The sequence below is a fragment of the Pseudoprimorskyibacter insulae genome (genome assembly GCF_900302505.1).
Classification (GTDB): Bacteria; Pseudomonadota; Alphaproteobacteria; order Rhodobacterales; family Rhodobacteraceae; genus Pseudoprimorskyibacter; species Pseudoprimorskyibacter insulae.
Window position 1 is genome coordinate 1 of record NZ_OMOJ01000004.1, and the last position, 16,985, is coordinate 16,985.

General features: G+C 61.9%; 15 protein-coding genes and 1 pseudogene. 11 read left to right on the plus strand and 5 right to left on the minus strand.

All coding sequences use genetic code 11. The features are described 5' to 3' along the window. Positions 1 to 528 precede the first annotated feature (528 nt). Genes PRI8871_RS10645 through PRI8871_RS10655 form a run of 3 tightly spaced genes read left to right on the plus strand, consistent with a single transcriptional unit; the run spans position 529 to position 4,828 of the window. Positions 529 to 1,236 (plus strand): ABC transporter ATP-binding protein, encoded by a 708-nt coding sequence (locus tag PRI8871_RS10645; protein ID WP_108886497.1) that lies wholly within the window; start codon positions 529 to 531, stop codon positions 1,234 to 1,236. Beyond that, positions 1,230 to 3,596, plus strand: coding sequence for an ABC transporter permease (locus PRI8871_RS10650; RefSeq protein WP_108886216.1), 2,367 nt, complete (start codon positions 1,230 to 1,232; stop codon positions 3,594 to 3,596). The genes PRI8871_RS10645 and PRI8871_RS10650 overlap by 7 nt, the downstream gene beginning before the upstream one ends. Positions 3,597 to 3,598: 2 nt before the next feature. Continuing rightward, positions 3,599 to 4,828 (plus strand): efflux RND transporter periplasmic adaptor subunit, encoded by a 1,230-nt coding sequence (locus tag PRI8871_RS10655; RefSeq protein ID WP_108886217.1) that lies wholly within the window; start codon positions 3,599 to 3,601, stop codon positions 4,826 to 4,828. Here PRI8871_RS10655 and PRI8871_RS10660 read toward each other — a convergent pair. Further along, positions 4,818 to 5,264, minus strand: a complete 447-nt coding sequence (locus tag PRI8871_RS10660; protein WP_108886218.1) for a lipocalin — start codon at positions 5,262 to 5,264, stop codon at positions 4,818 to 4,820. The two genes, PRI8871_RS10655 and PRI8871_RS10660, sit on opposite strands and share 11 nt — an antisense overlap. A 5-nt stretch (positions 5,265 to 5,269) precedes the next feature. Continuing rightward, the gene (locus PRI8871_RS10665) at positions 5,270 to 5,899 is read right to left on the minus strand and encodes an SGNH/GDSL hydrolase family protein (RefSeq protein ID WP_108886219.1); all 630 of its coding nucleotides are present in this window, start codon (positions 5,897 to 5,899) and stop codon (positions 5,270 to 5,272) included. Between the two features lie 231 nt (positions 5,900 to 6,130). On the opposite strand from PRI8871_RS10665, the gene PRI8871_RS10670 reads away from it, so the two are divergent. Continuing rightward, positions 6,131 to 6,355 carry a hypothetical protein gene (locus PRI8871_RS10670; RefSeq protein ID WP_108886220.1) on the plus strand — a complete coding sequence of 75 codons (225 nt, stop codon included), beginning with the start codon at positions 6,131 to 6,133 and terminating at the stop codon, positions 6,353 to 6,355. Here PRI8871_RS10670 and PRI8871_RS10675 read toward each other — a convergent pair. Beyond that, on the minus strand, positions 6,352 to 7,080 hold the full coding sequence (locus PRI8871_RS10675) for an RlmE family RNA methyltransferase (RefSeq protein ID WP_108886498.1): 729 nt from the start codon (positions 7,078 to 7,080) through the stop codon (positions 6,352 to 6,354). The genes PRI8871_RS10670 and PRI8871_RS10675 overlap by 4 nt on opposite strands. A gap of 90 nt (positions 7,081 to 7,170) precedes the next feature. Next, entirely contained in the window at positions 7,171 to 8,283 is a 1,113-nt protein-coding gene (locus PRI8871_RS10680) for a Ppx/GppA phosphatase family protein (protein ID WP_108886221.1), read from the minus strand. A 273-nt stretch (positions 8,284 to 8,556) separates the two neighbouring features. Here PRI8871_RS10680 and PRI8871_RS10685 point away from each other — a divergent pair. From PRI8871_RS10685 to PRI8871_RS10715, 7 genes and pseudogenes are all read left to right on the plus strand, one after another. Further along, a pseudogene (locus PRI8871_RS10685) lies at positions 8,557 to 8,854 on the plus strand (virulence factor). A gap of 31 nt (positions 8,855 to 8,885) precedes the next feature. Then, positions 8,886 to 9,815, plus strand: coding sequence for a methylenetetrahydrofolate reductase (locus PRI8871_RS10690; protein ID WP_108886499.1), 930 nt, complete (start codon positions 8,886 to 8,888; stop codon positions 9,813 to 9,815). 20 nt (positions 9,816 to 9,835) lie between these two features. Continuing rightward, entirely contained in the window at positions 9,836 to 10,501 is a 666-nt protein-coding gene (locus PRI8871_RS10695) for an HAD family hydrolase (RefSeq protein ID WP_108886222.1), read from the plus strand. After that, positions 10,498 to 11,568 carry a methyltetrahydrofolate cobalamin methyltransferase gene (locus PRI8871_RS10700; RefSeq protein WP_108886223.1) on the plus strand — a complete coding sequence of 357 codons (1,071 nt, stop codon included), beginning with the start codon at positions 10,498 to 10,500 and terminating at the stop codon, positions 11,566 to 11,568. The genes PRI8871_RS10695 and PRI8871_RS10700 overlap by 4 nt, the downstream gene beginning before the upstream one ends. A 218-nt stretch (positions 11,569 to 11,786) precedes the next feature. Beyond that, positions 11,787 to 12,980, plus strand: coding sequence for an APC family permease (locus PRI8871_RS10705; protein WP_108886500.1), 1,194 nt, complete (start codon positions 11,787 to 11,789; stop codon positions 12,978 to 12,980). Beyond that, positions 12,977 to 13,213 carry a DUF2484 family protein gene (locus PRI8871_RS10710; protein ID WP_108886224.1) on the plus strand — a complete coding sequence of 79 codons (237 nt, stop codon included), beginning with the start codon at positions 12,977 to 12,979 and terminating at the stop codon, positions 13,211 to 13,213. The genes PRI8871_RS10705 and PRI8871_RS10710 overlap by 4 nt, the downstream gene beginning before the upstream one ends. Continuing rightward, a complete protein-coding gene (locus PRI8871_RS10715) occupies positions 13,210 to 13,461 on the plus strand; it encodes a DUF2484 family protein (protein WP_108886225.1) in 252 nt (83 codons plus the stop codon). The genes PRI8871_RS10710 and PRI8871_RS10715 overlap by 4 nt, the downstream gene beginning before the upstream one ends. 70 nt (positions 13,462 to 13,531) lie before the next feature. On the opposite strand, the gene mfd is transcribed toward PRI8871_RS10715, so the two are convergent. Then, positions 13,532 to 16,984, minus strand: coding sequence for a transcription-repair coupling factor (mfd, locus tag PRI8871_RS10720; protein ID WP_108886226.1), 3,453 nt, complete (start codon positions 16,982 to 16,984; stop codon positions 13,532 to 13,534). Position 16,985: the final 1 nt, after the last annotated feature.

A 16,985-nucleotide genomic window follows, 5' to 3' on the forward strand; every position in this document is an offset into this window, starting at 1 on the left:
TAGCTATGTCAAAGAGCGCGGAGCCGAAACTCCAGAGACAAAAACCAGACCAGTGCGCCCTAACTTTCGGCGCGCCCGCCCGTCAATGCCTCAAAATTGTCTGCCAAACTTCCCTCCGAAGCACCGCCCCGTCGTTCCGTCCGACCCGCCCCGCAGCGCCTCAGCGCCGCCGGTGAAGGGGGTTCTACGGTTAACTCACATCACCCGCAAGCAGTTTTTGCACCTGCATAGTGATTTTTTAAAAAAATCTCGAAAAACGACTAAATATCAGTCACTTAAATAGGCGTTTTTTCTGAAATTTCTGACGCTAACACCTTGTTCACCACCTCCCCTCCCCTGTGAATCGGTCCAATTCGCCCGCTGCATCGCGGCAAGACCGATTTACCCCCAGAGTTATCCACAAAATCACCGTGAATCGGCATGAATCATTCTGAATCGCTCCCCTCCCCCGCTAACATGACGTGAATCAGGGGCGGCTGTTTCAGACACGCTATGCTGCACCTGCACCAAAGCGTTCGGAGCCATCAAATGTCCGACCATGAATACCGCACCACGGCCCTGTCCAAGGTCTATGGATCTGGCCCATCTGCCGTGCACGCCCTGCGCGGGGTTGATCTGACCCTCCCGCCCGGAGAGATCGTCGTGCTGCTTGGCCCCTCGGGCAGTGGCAAGTCGACCTTGCTCAATATCCTTGGCGGGCTCGACAGTGCCTCTAGCGGTCAGGCGTGGTTTCGCGATCAATGCCTGACCGACATGAGCGACACCGACCTGACCCGCTATCGTCGCAACCACATCGGCTTTGTCTTTCAGTTCTACAATCTGATGCCCAGCCTAAGTGCACAGGAAAATGTCGAACTGGTGACCGAGATTGCGGACACCCCCATGGATGCGGGCGAGGCGCTGGCAGTTGTGGGCTTAGGCGACCGGCAAGATCACTTTCCCGCGCAACTGTCTGGCGGGGAACAGCAGCGCGTGGCCATCGCCCGCGCCATCGCCAAACAACCCGATGTTCTATTCTGCGACGAACCTACAGGCGCGCTGGATAGTGCGACGGGACGGTCGGTTCTGCGCGTGCTGCGCGATGTGAACGAACGTCTTGGCACGACCGTTCTTATGGTCACCCACGCCGCCAATACCGCCGCTATGGCCGACCGGGTCATTCACTTTGCTGACGGGGCCATTCGCGAGACCATTCGCAACACCGTCAAGAAAGCCCCCGAGGATATCGAATGGTAAGCGCGCTTGACCGTAAGATGCTTCGCGATCTGTGGCGGATGAAGGGTCAGGCGGGGGCCATAGCCGTGGTCATCGCCGTGGGTGTCATGCTGCTGGTGATGACGCAAGGCTTGGTGCGGTCCTTGGAAGAAACCCGCGCCGCCTATTATGAGCGCTATCGGCTGGCCGATGTCTTTGCAGCCGTGTCGCGTGCCCCGGTGCAGGTGGTGCCTGAACTTCAGGCCCTGCCCGGCGTGTCCTTGGCCGAAGGCCGGATCATCGGCAGCGCCCTTATTGATATTCCTGGCCAGCCCCTGCCCGTTCGGGCGCAGGCCGTGTCCCTGCCCTTGGCCAATCGCGCCTCGCTCAATGAGGTGTACCTTGCCGCAGGCCGGATGCCGGGCCAAACTGCCCCCGATGAAATCCTGCTGCTGGAAAGCTTTGCCAAGGCCCATGCCCTGACCCCCGGCGATACGCTGCGGGCCACGATGAATGGGGCGCTGCGCGACTACCGGATTGTCGGCCTCGCCGCCTCGCCCGAGTTTCTCTATACCACCGCCCCCGGCGAGTTGGTGCCAGATGACGCGCGGTTTGGCGTGATCTGGATGACCCGCCCCGCCATCGCCGCCCTGTTTGATATGGGCGGGGCCTTCAATCAGGCGCTGGTGTCCTTGGCACGCGGGGCCAATCCCGATGCCGCGCTGGACGCCATCGACCGGGTGCTTGCCCCCTATGGCGGCACCGGGGCCATCCCGCTGGAAGATCAGTTCTCAAACAAGTTCATCCAGCAGGAAATCACCGGATTGAAAGGATCAGGCGCAGTGGTGCCGCCGGTGTTCCTGTCGGTGGCGGCCTTCCTTCTATATGTGGTCATCACCCGCATGGTGCAGTCTGAACGTGAAGAGATCGGCCTGCTCAAGGCCTTTGGCTACACCAATTCCGAGGTCGGCACCCATTACTTCAAGTTCGTTCTGACCATCGCCACCTTGGGCGCTTTGCTGGGCTGCCTTCTGGGCATAGCGGCGGGGCGGGCCATGGTTGGCATCTATGTGCAGTTCTACAAATTCCCATTTCTGGTCTTTTCGCTGGAACCGGCCTCCTTTGCGACGGGCGTTGCCGTGTCCATTCTGGCGGCATCGGCAGGCAGCATTCTGGTGCTGCGCAAGATCTTCGCCCTGCGCCCGGCCGAGGCGATGCGCCCCCCGGCCCCCGCCGACTATAGCGGCGGCGCACGTATGCCGGGCTGGCTGCGCGACCGGCTCGATCAGCCCAGCCGTATGGTGCTGCGCCGCCTGACCCATCAACCGGGGCGCATGGCCGGGGCGACCATTGGGATTGCGGCGGGCATGGGGCTGTCGCTGGCGATGATCACCATCTACGCCGGGTTTGACCGGACAGTAGACCTCAGCTTTCATGTCATCGACCGCAGCGATGCGACGATCACCTTTACCCATCCGCTGTCCGACACCGCACTGTTTGACCTGCGCCGCATTCCCGGCATCGAACGGACCGAAGCGCTGCGCGTCACGGCGGCGGTGTTCCACAATGGCCCGCGCAGCCATCAGGGCGCAATCAACGGCATGCCCCCCAAGGCTGAACTCTACCGCGCCCTTGATCCTAGCTATCAGGCCATCGACATTCCGCCCGAAGGGATCGTTCTGTCACTGGCCTTGGCAGCAACGCTGAAGGCCACAACCGGCGACATTATATGGGTCGATATCAAGGAAGGCAGCCAACCGCGCCTGCCCCTGCGGGTGGCGGGGGTGGCCGAAACGCTGGTCGGATCGCCCGCCTATATGGATATGACCGAACTGAACCGCCTGCTGAAAACGCCGGGGCGCGTGTCGGGCGCTTATGTAACCCTGACCGAAGGGACCGAGGAACGGGTCTTTGCCGATCTTAAGGCCCTGCCCGCCGTGGCCGGAGTGACCTTGAAGGCGGAATCGCTGGCGTCGTTCGTCACAATGATGAACACCGGCGCCGGGATGATCCGCTATGTGATGGGGGCCATCGCCTTTATCATCACCTTTGGCATTGTCTATAACGCCGCCCGCATCGCGCTTTCGGAACGGCTGCACGATCTGGCGGGGCTGCGGGTGCTCGGCTTTTCCCGGTCCGAGGCGGCCTTTGTCCTGCTGGGCGAATTGGCCGTTGTCACGCTGGTGGCCATTCCCATCGGGGCCGCTTTGGGCTTTGGGCTGGGACAGGTCATCGCCGCCGGATTCTCTACCGAATTCTACCAGATCCCCGTCGTGTTCCATCCCGCCAGCTATGGCGTGGCCATGGCGGTGGTTCTGGGCGCCGCCATCACCTCGGGGCTGTTGGTCAAGCGCGACTTGGATCGCGCCGACCTGATCGCAGCCCTCAAGACACGAGAGTAGACATGAGCAAACAACGCAAACGCTCCCGCCTTGTTCTGAGCCTGATCGCCGCCACGCTGGTGGGCGGTGCGCTGACCGCCGCCTTCTGGCCGCGCCCGGTGCTGGTCGATATGGACCGCGTCACCACCGGCCCGATGAAGGTGACCATCGACGAAGAGGGCCGCACCCGCGTACGCGATCCCTATGTCGTCTCGACCCCGGTGGCCGGCCTGCTGCAACGGGTTGAGGTCGAACCGGGCGATGCCGTGCTGCAAGGCGTCACCGTTCTGGCCCATATGCACCCGACCAACCCGTCGGTTCTGGATGTGCGCACGCGCGAACAAGCCAATGCCGCCGTCACCGCCGCCGAGGCCGCGCTCAGGGTGGCCCGCGCCGATCTTAGCGCCGCGCAGGCGCAGACGGATCTGGCCGAAAGTGAACTGGCCCGCACCCGCGAACTAACCGCCAAGGGCATTGCCTCTGACGCAGCGCTGGACCGCGCCGAACAGGCCGCTCGCCTGGCCCGCACCGGTGTGGACACAGCCGAGGCGGCCATTTCCATGCGCGAGGCCGAGGTGACCAACGCCCGCGCCCAACTGATCGGCTTTGACGACCAAGGTCTGGCAAAGGCCCTTGGCGGGCAAGAGGACATCCCCCTTTACGCCCCCACCGATGGCCGCGTGCTTCAAGTCTTCCAACGCAGCGAAACCACCCTGCCCGCCGGGGCCCAAGTGATGGAAATCGGCGATATCACCGGCGATCTTGAGGTGACGGCGGAACTGCTGTCGACCGATGCGGTGCAGGTCAAACCCGGCCTGCCCGTGCTGATCGAAAACTGGGGCGGCGGCACCACGCTGCAAGGCACGGTTCAACGCATCGACCCGTTTGGCGTGACAAAATATTCCGCGCTTGGGGTCGAAGAACAGCGCGTCGCCGTGTCGATCCTGTTCACCGGCCCGCCCGAGGACCGCGCCGCGCTTGGCCATGGCTATCGCGTGGATGTGCGCATTATCACGTGGACGTCAGACGATGCGCTGCGGGTTCCGGCCTCAGCCCTGTTCCGCGACCGCGACGGCTGGGCCGTCTTTGCCGTTGTCGATGGGCTGGCCGTGCTGCGCAAGGTCGACCTTGGAGCAAACAACGGGATCGAGGCGCAGGTGCTGTCGGGCCTTGCCGACGGGGACCAAGTGGTGATCTACCCGTCCGAGGCGGTGACGGATGGCGCGCAAATCGCGCCGCGCGTCATTCAGTAGCCCGGCGCAGGCGCGTCAGGTCATAGCCGTACCAATCCAGAATCTCATGCGCCGCGCTTCGCCGGTCGGGGGCCAGCGCCCCGCCCCGGTTCATCACAAAGACCATCCGGCCCGCTGGATCGCCAAGGGCGGCGGTGCGATAGCCCACATCCACCCAATGCAGCCAAAGCTGTTTGCCGTCGTGGCTATACCGGCCATCGCCGATGGCGTGATACACCGCATTGCCCAGCGTGATCCGATCATCGCGGACTATTACGCCCAGCCCCACCGGCACGCCCGCCGCTTCAGCAATCCTCCAATCACCGCGCAATTGCGCCACATCGGAACCGGTGCGCGATGCCACCACCGCCGTTGGGTTGCGCAGCGGCACGCTGTCTTGGCGCGCGGCGGGGCCAGACTGACACGCAGCCAGCGCCGCGACCGCAATCAGCGACATGCCCCTCATGCAGAAAGCGCCTGCCGCACGGCCCCGGCCATAACCGCGCCAAAGGCGTGATGCGCCTCGGCATCCCAATGCACCCCGTCCACCGGAGAAACGGTCACCGTCTGGCCTGCATCGACAAAGCTGCAACCGGTGCGTTCCGCCATCGCCTGCAAATGCGCGGCAAGCCCCTGCTGACGGGCAACCGCCCCGGCAAAGACATCGACCAAGGTTCCGCATTCCTGAACCGGCGCTGGGGCCACCACCATGACGCGGGGGGCCGTACCCGATTGCTGCACCTCAACCACCAGCCGTTCCACCGATCGGCTGATTTCATAGGCGGTGACCGAAAAGCGCGATTTCAGATCGTTCGTGCCAAGCATGATGACCACCAGATCAAGCGGTTTATGACTGTGCAGCACCGCAGGCAGAACCGTCGCACCATTGCGCATCCCGCCTTCGACCATGTCATCATGCACCGTGGTCCGGCCCGGCAACCCTTCGGAGATCACCTGATAGGCATCGCCCAAATCCGCCGCCATCGCATCGGGCCAACGATCCCCCGAGCCATGCCGATTCCCGATTCCGGGGCAGGTCATCGGCATACTGCCGTGGGTATTGCTGTCGCCATAGCACAAGATCACCGGCATCTAACGCTCCTTTGTATTAAGGTGCGCTAAAATGATGAATCGCACCTATCCTTTTTGGTCAACCCGGATACCGCGAAAGAAAGCGTTTCGGTTCTATCGTCTATTGCGGGCATGAAATCACCGCATTTGTTTCTCGGGTCTGCCTTGATGTGGCATAAATCATGACAAGTTTCTTCATCATTTTCGATCAACCTAGAAAAACCAGTAAGGCTGATCGGCGAACGGGCAGATATGCAAACCAAGGGCACCATACTTCCCCTGCACCATGGCGGGGCCGTTTCTGAAAACGCGCGGCGGCGGGTGTTTGGCCTGCTGGGCCAACGGGCCAATCAGGCGCGCTTTGCCGAAGTGCAGGATCTGGCTCATGATGAAGTGCGTGTTCTGCCGCCGCAAATCGCCCGCCGCATTCAATCGGCGGCGCTTGCCTCGTTCGGGATTTCCCGCACGGACGGTTAAACGTCAGGCCCGCCGCGGAACCCGGTTGCCACCACGAATTTCTCAGAACTGTCGGACCGCGACGACGGCGGCTTGACGTTGACGACCTTGGTAAAGGCGTTCTTCAGGATTTTCTGCAATTCGCCCTCGGCCCCGCCAGCCAGAACCTTGGCGACAAAGGTGCCGCCCTCTTCCAGCACGTCAAAGGCGAAATAGGCCGCCGTTTCGCACAGGGTGATAATGCGCAGGTGGTCCGTTTGCTTGTGCCCGGATGATGCCGCCGCCATATCCGACATGACCACATCGGCCTTGCCGCCCAGCCAGCCCTTGACCAGTTCCTCGGCGTCTTCGCTTAGAAAATCAAGCTGATGGATCTCGGCCCCGGCAATCGGTTCGACCTCTTGCAGATCGACGCCCAGCACCATGCCAACCGCCTTGCCAGACCTTTCACCCATCGAGTTCACGCGCTTGACCGCCACCTGACACCAGCCACCTGGCGCACAGCCAAGATCAACCACACGAGCGCCCGGCACGAGAAAGCGGAACTTGTCGTCCAGCTCCATGATCTTGAAGGCCGCGCGACCACGGTAACCTTCGGTTTGCGCGCGTTTCACATAAGGGTCGTTCAATTGGCGTTGCAACCAACGGGTTGACGACAGGCTGCGCCCGCGAGCGGTCTTGACCTTCACCTTCAGATCGCGCTGACCACGCCCCGAGGTGTTTTTGCCAGTGGGTTTCTTGGCCATGCCCGCCTCTTTCGTCATTCATCCAACAGTCAAAGATCCTGCGCACAGCAGGATTTCGCACCCGCCGCACAGCAAGGCACAGCCTCTATATTAAAACGGGCCGTCCTCCAAGACACCATCGGCAGACATCTGCGCATAGAGCAGCCCTTCGCGCAGACCGCGATCCGCGACCGACAGACGATCCGTCGGCCAGCAGCGCAGCAGTGCCTGCAAAATCGCCGAGCCGGACATAATGAGCGCATGGCGGTCTTGCCCAATGCGCGGATCTTTGCGGCGGCCCACCGGCCCCATGGCCAGATAGCGTTCGATCACCGCCTCGATCTGGTCCGAGGTCATGCGCAGCCCGTCCACCTTGGTCCGGTCATAGCGTTTCAGCCCAAGATGCGAGGCCGCAACCGTGGTCACCGTCCCCGACGTGCCGACAATCTGAAACCCTTCGCGGGCCTGCACATCTTTATAGGGCGCAAATTCCGACAGGTTTTCCTCAAAGAACCAGCTCATGAGCGCATAGCGGGCGGCGTCGTCTTCAACATCGGCAAACTGGTCACGCAGCGTGGCCACGCCCAAAGGCACCGAAATCCAATCCACCACCTTGGCAGCCGGAAACGGGCTGTCGATGGTATGAAACCCGGCGTGCAGGCGCATGATGGCGCGGGGCCGGTCATGGCGCGGAACGGAACTCAGGTCGATCCACACCAATTCTGTGCTGCCACCGCCGATATCCACCACCAACAACTGTTCGGTCTTGGTGCTGACCAGCGGCGCACAGGAAATCACGGCAAGCCGGGCTTCTTCCTCCGGCTGGATGATTTCCAACTGCAGGCCGGTTTCACGGCGCACCCGTTTGATGAATTCGCGCGAATTGCGGGCGCGGCGGCACGCCTCGGTTGCGACAAGGCGCATCCGTTTGACTTTGTGGCGTTTGATCTTCTGCTGACAGATGCGCAAAGCCGCAATCGTGCGCCCCATGGACGCCCGGCTAAGCTGGCCTGTCTTTTCAAGCCCTGCCCCCAATTGGACAGACTTGGAAAAACTATCAACCACATGGAACTGACTGCCATTTGGCTGGGCAATCAGCATCCGACAACTGTTTGTTCCCAAGTCCAGCGCGGCATACAGCTCGGCTGGGTCGGGTCGATTCGGCGCGGGGCTCTCAACCGGTTTCGGGAATGCGCCCGCACCTTTGGGTCGCCTTGGCGCCATGACTTTGCGCCTTCCGAATTATGAACTTACCCCCAAGATACGCCTTGCCCGCCCCCCTCGCAAGCATCTTGATCGGGGATGTGGCGGCAAGTTTCGCGCCCCCATCCGATTCAACTTAATGCTGAGAATTTTTCCACTCTGGCCCTGTGGCGCATATCGCCTGCCCCGCGTACAACACCGGCGTCGCTCATTGCGCGGCAACTGTCGAAATCCGACCCTGACGCGCGGCGCTGCCGCAGTAGGACAGGGGATATCGGAAAAGGGGAATCACATATGCCCGACGTCACCATCGTCTACTGGCGCGATATTCCGGCTCAGGTCATCGTGGGCAAAGGGCGCCGTGCGTCCAAAGTCCAGCTGCCCGAACGGTTCGAGCAGGCGATTGACCGGGCCGCGATGAAAGTCGGGGCCTCGGACACGGATGCCTATCTGGCAGAGTGGCGCAAAGCCCCCCCCCTATTCCGTTGACGGAGACGCCCCAGAGGTGGCCGCGGCCGAAGCCGCCCGCCTTGAGGCAGAGTTTGATCAGGACCGTATCAAGGCCCTGATCGCCAACGACGGTTGGGCCTGAGGCCCACGCGATGAGCACATGGGAGGCCTTGATGGCTTTGTTGAACTTCCGCAAGAAAGACGCGCCGGTTGCCGCAGGAGACAGCGCCGCGCTGCATGCGTTCCTGAAGGATTACTCGATCGAGGTCATGCCGCGCACGGCCTCGAAGGTGGAAGATTTCCGCGCCCTGCTGCCCGAAGGCACCCGCGTCTACATCGCCCATATCGAAGGCACCCCGATCGAGGATATGGTCGAAACCGCCGCGCGTCTGGCCAAGGATGGCTTTGACGTGATGCCCCATTTCCCGGCGCGGATCATCAAGGATCAGGCCACGCTGGCCGACTGGATCGCGCGGTATCAGGGCGAAGCGGGCGTCAAACAGGCGCTGCTGCTGGCGGGCGGCGTGGCCGAGCCGCATGGCGATTTCCATTGCTCGATGCAGCTGATGGAAACCGGGCTGTTCGACAAGGCGGGCTTCACCCGTCTGCATGTGGCCGGTCACCCCGAAGGCAACAAGGACATCGACCCGAACGGGGGCGATGCCAATGTGATGCAGGCCCTGCGCTGGAAGCAGGCCTTCAACGACCGCACCGACGCCGAAATGGCGCTAGCCACCCAGTTCGCCTTTGACGCCAAGCCGATCATCGAATGGGCCAACGCCCTGAGCGCAGCTGGCATCATGATCCCGATCCACATCGGTATCGCGGGCCCGGCCAAGCTTCAAACGCTGATCAAATTCGCCATCGCCTGCGGTGTTGGCCCGTCGCTCAAGGTGCTGCAGAAGCGGGCGATGGATGTCTCCAAGCTGCTGCTGCCCTATGAGCCGACGGATGTGCTGATGGAACTGGCGGCCCACAAGGCGGCCAACCCTGATTTCAACATCACCAATGTGCACTTCTTCCCGCTGGGCGGGATCAAGACGAACGCAACATGGGCCATTGAAAATGGCGGGGCCTCGGCCACGCCTGCGGCCCAAGCCTGACCACGAAAGCGACGGATCGGATGCCTCAGACCAAAGCCCTTCTATTTGACCTGGACGGCACCCTGCTGCATTCCGACCCGCTTCATGTGGCGGTGTTCATTGAACAATTCGCTGAAAACGGCCTGACAATCGACGCCGAATATTATCTGGACAAGATCCACGGCCGTCACAACCGCGACATCTATACCGAACACTTCCCGGACCAAGACCCGGACGCCATGGCCGATGACAAAGAGGCCCGGTTCCGCGATCTTCTGGGCGGGTCGGCCAAGCCGATGCCGGGGCTTGTGGCGCTGCTCGATCTGGCCGAGGCCAAGGGCTGGCCCATGGCCGTCGTCACCAACGCCCCGCGCCAGAATGCGCTTGCCATGTTGCAAGCCATCGGTCTGAAGGACCGCCTGCCGACGCTGGTGATCGGCGATGAATGCGACCGTGGCAAACCCGCGCCCGACCCCTATTTGCAAGCGATGAATCTGCTGGGCCTTGCCCCCGATCAGTGCATCGCGTTTGAAGACAGCCCCTCGGGCGTGCAGGCCGCCGCCGCCGCCGGTGCCTTTACGATTGGCGTCCGTTCCAGCCTGAACGACGCCGCGCTGCGTGCCGCGGGGGCGCACCAGACCATTCAAGATTTCAACGATACCGCCCTTGCCGCGCTGCTGGGTGCCAATGAGGAGACAATTCAATGACCCGCACCGTGATCGAGTCGAAGACCAAAACCGCCATTATCGGCTTTGACCAGCCGTTCTGCGTGATCGGCGAACGCATCAACCCCACCGGCCGCAAAAAGCTGGCGGCAGAACTGGAAATGGGCGATTTTTCCACCGTTGAAGCCGACGCGATTGCGCAGGTTGCCGCTGGCGCAACCGTTCTCGACATCAACTCGGGCGCGGTGTTCTCGAACAAAATGGCCGAAGATCCGCGTTATGCCGACAATAACTTTGTCGAACCGCAGCTGATGAAAGAACTGGTCGAACGTGTGCAGGCCATCGTCGATGTGCCACTGTGCATCGACAGCTCGGTGCCCGGTGCGCTGGAAAACGGTCTGGCCGCCGCCGAAGGCCGCCCGCTGCTGAACTCGGTCACCGGCGAAGAAGAGCGTCTGGAACTGGTGCTGCCGCTGGTCAAGAAATACAACGTGCCGGTCGTGGCGATCTCGAACGATGATACCGGCATCAGCGAAGACCCCGATGTCCGCTTTGCCGTCGCGAAAAAGATCGTCGAACGCGCCGCCGATTTCGGCATTCCAGCGCATGACATTGTCGTCGACCCGCTGGTCATGCCGATTGGCGCAATGGCCACCGCTGGCAATCAGGTCTTTACCCTTGTCCGCCGCCTGCGCGAGGAACTGGGCGTGAACACCACGTGCGGCGCTTCGAACATCAGCTTTGGCCTGCCCAACCGCCACGGCATCAACAACGCCTTCCTGCCGATGGCCATGGCGGCGGGCATGACCTCGGCGATTATGAACCCGATCGCCATCCCGGTCAGCCAAAAGAAGATCGAAGAGAAAAAGGCCGAAGTGCTGGCTGCGGGCATCATCCTGCCCGAAGACATCGACGATGAGGTTTTTGCAACGCTGTTCGGCCTTGGCTCGACCAAAGCGCGTCCGGGCAAAGAAATGGAAGCGATCCGCGCGGCCAACTTGCTGACCGACAATGACCCGCATGGCGGCGCATGGATCAACTTCAACAAACCGGCGGGCGAGTCTGGCGGCGCCACAAGTGGCCGCCGTGGTGGCCGCCGCCGCCGTTAATCCAATCGCATGCGCGGCCTTCGGCCCCGCATTCAGGTTTTGCGCCCCGCCGCCTTCGGCCGCGGGGCGCTGTTTTTAGGGGCGCTGCCCCTTTTGGGCCTGCGGCCCAATTCACCCCGGCGGTATTTATCAAAGAGAAGAAGCCGAGGTTGACCTAGAGCATTTTCGCGGGTGTCCCGAGATGCTAGCCTTCGAGTATTGAAAACGGGGGATTGGATTTGGCGGAACAACTGCGCCGTAGAATCGGACTGGGACTGCTGACCGCCTACGGCGTTGGCGTGATGATCGGGGCCGGGATTTACGTGTTGATTGGCGCAGTGGCCGCCAAGGCCGGAATCTGGGCACCAATGTCCTTCTTGCTGGCCGGGATCGTGGCCGCGCCCACCGCCCTATCCTATGCCGAGTTTTCATCGCGTATCCCGGATGCCGCAGGCGAAGCCGCCTATGTAGAATCGGGATCGGGCCGCCGGTGGCTGGGCGTGTTGGTCGGGCTGGCCATCGTCATTGCCGGAACGATTTCGGCAGCGGCTGTACTGCGCGGCGGCGCAGGCTATCTGAGCGTGGCGACCGGGCTCGACCCGATGGTGGGCATGATCGGGCTGGGCGCGGCGCTAACGCTGGTGGCAGCGGTTGGCGTTCTGGAAAGCCTGTCGCTGGCCGCGCTCTTTACCGCGATTGAGGTCTTGGGTCTGGCGCTGGTGCTTTGGGCCGGATGGCAAGCCCCGGTCAGCGTGGATTTCGCCAGCATGAGCACGCCCGCCATTCCATCGGCCATCGCGGCCGCAGCGGTTCTGGCCTTTTTTGCCTTTATCGGGTTCGAAGACATCGTGAACATGGCCGAAGAGGTCAAAGACCCGGAACGCACCCTGCCCCGCGCGATCCTGTTCGCACTGGTCATCACCACCATCATCTACGCGCTGGTCTGCTATGCCGCCGTGCGCACCGTGCCGATTGGCGCGCTGGCCAGTTCCGAACAACCTTTGGCACTGGTGTGGGAATATGGCACCGGCAAAACGGCAAGCTTTCTATCGCTGATCGCCGTATTTGCGGCGGCCAACGGGATCTTGGCGCAGATCGTCATGGCCGCGCGCGTTCTGTTTGGCCTAGGCAAACGTAGCGCCGGCTTGGCAGTGTTCCATCATGCCCATCCTCGGTTCGGCACGCCGATGCTGGCAACGATTGGCCTTGGGGCCGCCGTCATCGTGACGGCGATTGCCCTACCAGTTTCGGTATTGGCGGGCATGACATCCAGCGTATTGCTGTCGGTGTTCGTTCTGGTGAACCTGTCGCTTCTTCTGGTCAAACGGTCGGGTGCCGCGCCTGCCTTTTCCGTGCCAGCGTTTGTTCCGGCGACGGGTCTGGTGCTATCTCTGGCCGCGCTGGCCATTGCCGCGATGGAGGCGCTGTCATGAGCCTTCCTCTGATTCTGGCCTGCGTCTGGGTGCTGCTGGCCACGGCCACAACCGCCCTGCCCGCCCCGCTGGCGACGATTGGTGCGGGTGTGGCGCTAATTGCCGCCGCGCCGATCCTGATCTGGATCTTCACCGCGCATGCCACTTGGATCGGTCTGCTGTGCTGCCTTGCCGTCGCCTCGCTTTACCGCAGGCCCATTGCGGCGGCGCTGGCCAAGGCCAAGCGCACATGACCCCGGCCATCATACTGGCCTTTGTCTGGGCGCTGACGGCGAATGTTCTGGCGATGATCCCGTCAAAAGACAATCACTGGACGCGGGCCTATGTGCTGATCGCGGTGGGCCTGCCCATTCTGGCCATGGTGTTCTGGCAAAACGGCCCTTGGGTGGCGCTGTTGGTGCTGATCGCCGGGCTCAGCATTCTGCGCTGGCCGCTGCGCTACGCGCTTCGCTGGCTACGACAGCGCACCGAGAGGCGCTGAGCCTCCCTTTCATCTTTCCCCAAAATACTCAAAAAATCCGGCAGCGCAGCCTATCACCACGCCCGCCGGATCAAGCCTTTTTCTTGCGGGCCGCGACCACCTTCTCTGCCAGATCCCGCGCGATGCTGAACGCGCCTTTGATCTTGTCGCTATCCTTGATCCAATCGCGGCGCACCACGATCTTGTTGTCCTTGATCTTGGCCAACCCACGCTGATCGTTGATGAATTCAACCAAGCCCTGGGGCGAGGCGAATTTGTCGTTGTGGAACTGGATCGTCGCGCCTTTTGGCCCGCCGTCCAACTTGGCGATCCCCGCCTTTTTGCACATGGCCTTGATGCGCACGATCAGCATCAGGGTGTTCACCTCTTTGGGCAGCTTGCCAAAACGGTCGATCAGCTCGGCGGCAAAGCCTTCAAGCTCGACTTTGGTGGTCAGCGAGGACAGGCGGCGATAGAGGCCTAGGCGCACGTCCAGATCGGGGATGTAATCTTCGGGGATCAGAACCGGCACGCCAAGATTGATCTGCGGCGCCCATTGGCCGTCATCCTCCGAAAGCCCCTCCATTTCGCCCGAGCGGATCTTGGCAATCGCCTCTTCCAGCATCTGCTGGTACAGCTCATAGCCCACGTCGCGCATCTGGCCCGATTGTTCTTCGCCCAGAAGGTTACCCGCACCGCGAATATCAAGGTCTTGGCTGGCAAGACTAAAGCCCGCGCCCAGTGTATCAAGGCTGCCCAGCACGCGCAGGCGTTTTTCGGCCGTGGCGGTCAGCTTGGCGCGGGGTTTCGTGGTCAGATAGGCATAGGCACGGGTTTTGGACCGGCCCACACGGCCCCGGATCTGATAAAGCTGGCTCAGGCCAAACATATCGGCGCGGTGCACCACCATCGTGTTGGCCGTGGGGATATCCAGGCCAGATTCCACGATGGTCGTGGCCAAAAGCACATCGTATTTGCCATCGTAGAAGGCGTTCATACGTTCGTCCAATTCGCCCGCCGCCATCTGGCCATGGGCGATGACATAGCTGACCTCGGGCACCTGTTCTTTCAGGAACTCTTCGATCTCGGGCAGATCGGTCAGACGGGGCACCACATAAAAGCTTTGACCGCCGCGATAATGTTCGCGCAAAAGCGCCTCGCGGATGGTGACCGCGTCAAATTCCGACACATAGGTGCGAATGGCCAAGCGGTCGACCGGCGGAGTGCCGATGATCGACAGATCACGCACGCCCGTCAGCGACAATTGCAGCGTGCGCGGAATGGGCGTGGCGGTCAGAGTCAGCACGTGAATGTCGGACCTAAGCTGTTTCAGCCGTTCTTTATGCGCGACGCCAAAGTGTTGTTCTTCATCGATAATCAGCAATCCAAGATTGGCAAAACGGATGTTCTTGGCCAGCAGCGCATGGGTGCCAACGACGATATCGACCGTCCCTTTCGACAACCCTTCGCGGGTCAGGTTGGCCTCCTTGGTCGAAACAAAACGCGACAGCGGCGCGACTTGGATCGGGAAGCCACGGAACCGTTCGGCAAAGCTTTTGTAGTGCTGGCGGGCCAAAAGCGTGGTGGGCGCGACAACCGCCACCTGCACGCCAGACATGGCCGCAAGGAAGGCCGCGCGCATCGCGACCTCGGTCTTGCCAAAGCCCACATCGCCGCACACCAGACGGTCCATTGGCGCGCCTGAATGCATATCCCCGACAACATCTTCGATCGCGCGCATCTGGTCGTCGGTTTCGGTATAGGGAAAGCGGGTGGCGAATGCCTCCCACGCGCCATGGGGCGGGTCCATCACAGGCGCTTTGCGCAGGGCGCGTTCGGCGGCAATGCGGATCAGCTTATCCGCCATTTCGCGGATACGCTCTTTCAGCTTGGCCTTTTTGGCCTGCCATGCCCCGCCGCCCAAACGGTCCAGCAGACCTTCGTCATGGCCGTATTTCGACAGCAGTTCGATGTTTTCGACCGGCAGATAGAGCCGCCCGTTTTCGGCATATTCCAGCAGCAGGCATTCGTGCGCCGCGCCCGCTGCGGTGATGACCTCCATCCCCTGATAGCGGCCAATGCCGTGGTCCACATGCACCACCAGATCACCCGGCGACAGCGACTGCGTTTCGGTCAGGAAGTTTTCAGCCTTGCGGCGTTTTTTCGGGGCGCGGATCAGGCGGTCACCCAGAACATCCTGTTCCGAGATCACGGTCAACTGCGCGGTTTCGAACCCGTGTTCCAGCGCCCAGACCGCCAGATGCAGCCCGCGTTTGCCGATCCGTGTGCCATTGGCGATATCGACCGCGCCGATCAGGCCTTCGTCTTCGATCAGGCCAGACAGACGTTCGCGCGCACCTTCCGAATAGCTGGCCACAACCACCGGGCCGGTTTGCATCCGTTTCTTAATGTGATCGGACAAAGCCCCGAAAAGGCTAATGGATTCCTGCTGACGTTCAGGCGCAAAATTGCGCCCGATGCGCCCACCTGCATCCACGACACTTGGGCCAGAGGCCTGCGGCAGCGGGTGAAACTGCACCAAACGACGGCCCGCCACCGCGGCCTCCCACGCGGGATCATCCAGATAAAGCAGATCCGGCGGCGCGGGCTTATAAACGGTGTCCATGCGCTTTTTCTGCGACATGGCGTGTTTGCGCGTCTCGTACTGGTCCTTGATGCTGTCCCAGCGCGACAGACGCGCCGCCGTCGATTGATCGTCCAGTATCACCGGCGCGTTCGGCAAATAGTCAAACAGGGTTTCCAGCCGTTCATGGAAAAACGGCACCCAATGTTCGATCCCCTGATGTTTGCGCCCGGCGCTTACCGCCTCATAGAGCGGATCATCCGTGCCAGCCGCGCCAAATTCGATCCGGTAATTCTGACGGAACCGGGTGATGGCGGCATCGTCCAAGATCACCTCGGACACAGGGGCCAGTTCCACCACTTCAAGCGGTTCGGTCGTGCGCTGGCTGACCGGATCAAACCGCCGCGCCCCGTCCAGCACATCGCCGAACAGATCAAGCCGAACCGGCCCGCCTTCGCCCGGTGGGAAAATGTCGATGATCCCGCCCCGTATGGCGTAATCGCCCGGCTCCATAACGGTCGGCGCCTGACTAAAGCCCATACGGACAAGGAAATTGCGCAGCGCCTCTTCGTCGATGCGGCTGCCGACACGAGCGGAAAACGCCGCCTCGCGCAGGATGTCACGGGTCGGCACGCGTTGGGTTGCGGCATTCAGCGTGGTCAGCAGAACAAATTGCCCCGGCATCCCGTGCACCAGCCCCGCCAAGCACGCCATCCGCGCCGCCGAGATTTCGGCATTGGGCGACACCCGATCATAAGGCAAGCAATCCCAGCCCGGAAAGGTGACAACCGGCATATCGGGCGCCCAAAAGGCCAGCGCATCGCGCATTTGCGCCAGACGTTTGTCATCGCGGGACACATGCACAACCGGACCAGAGGCCCGCTCGACCTCGGCCAAAACCAGCTTGGCGTCAAACCCCTCAGGGGCTCCGCCCATGGTGATATGCGCAGCCTTGTTCATA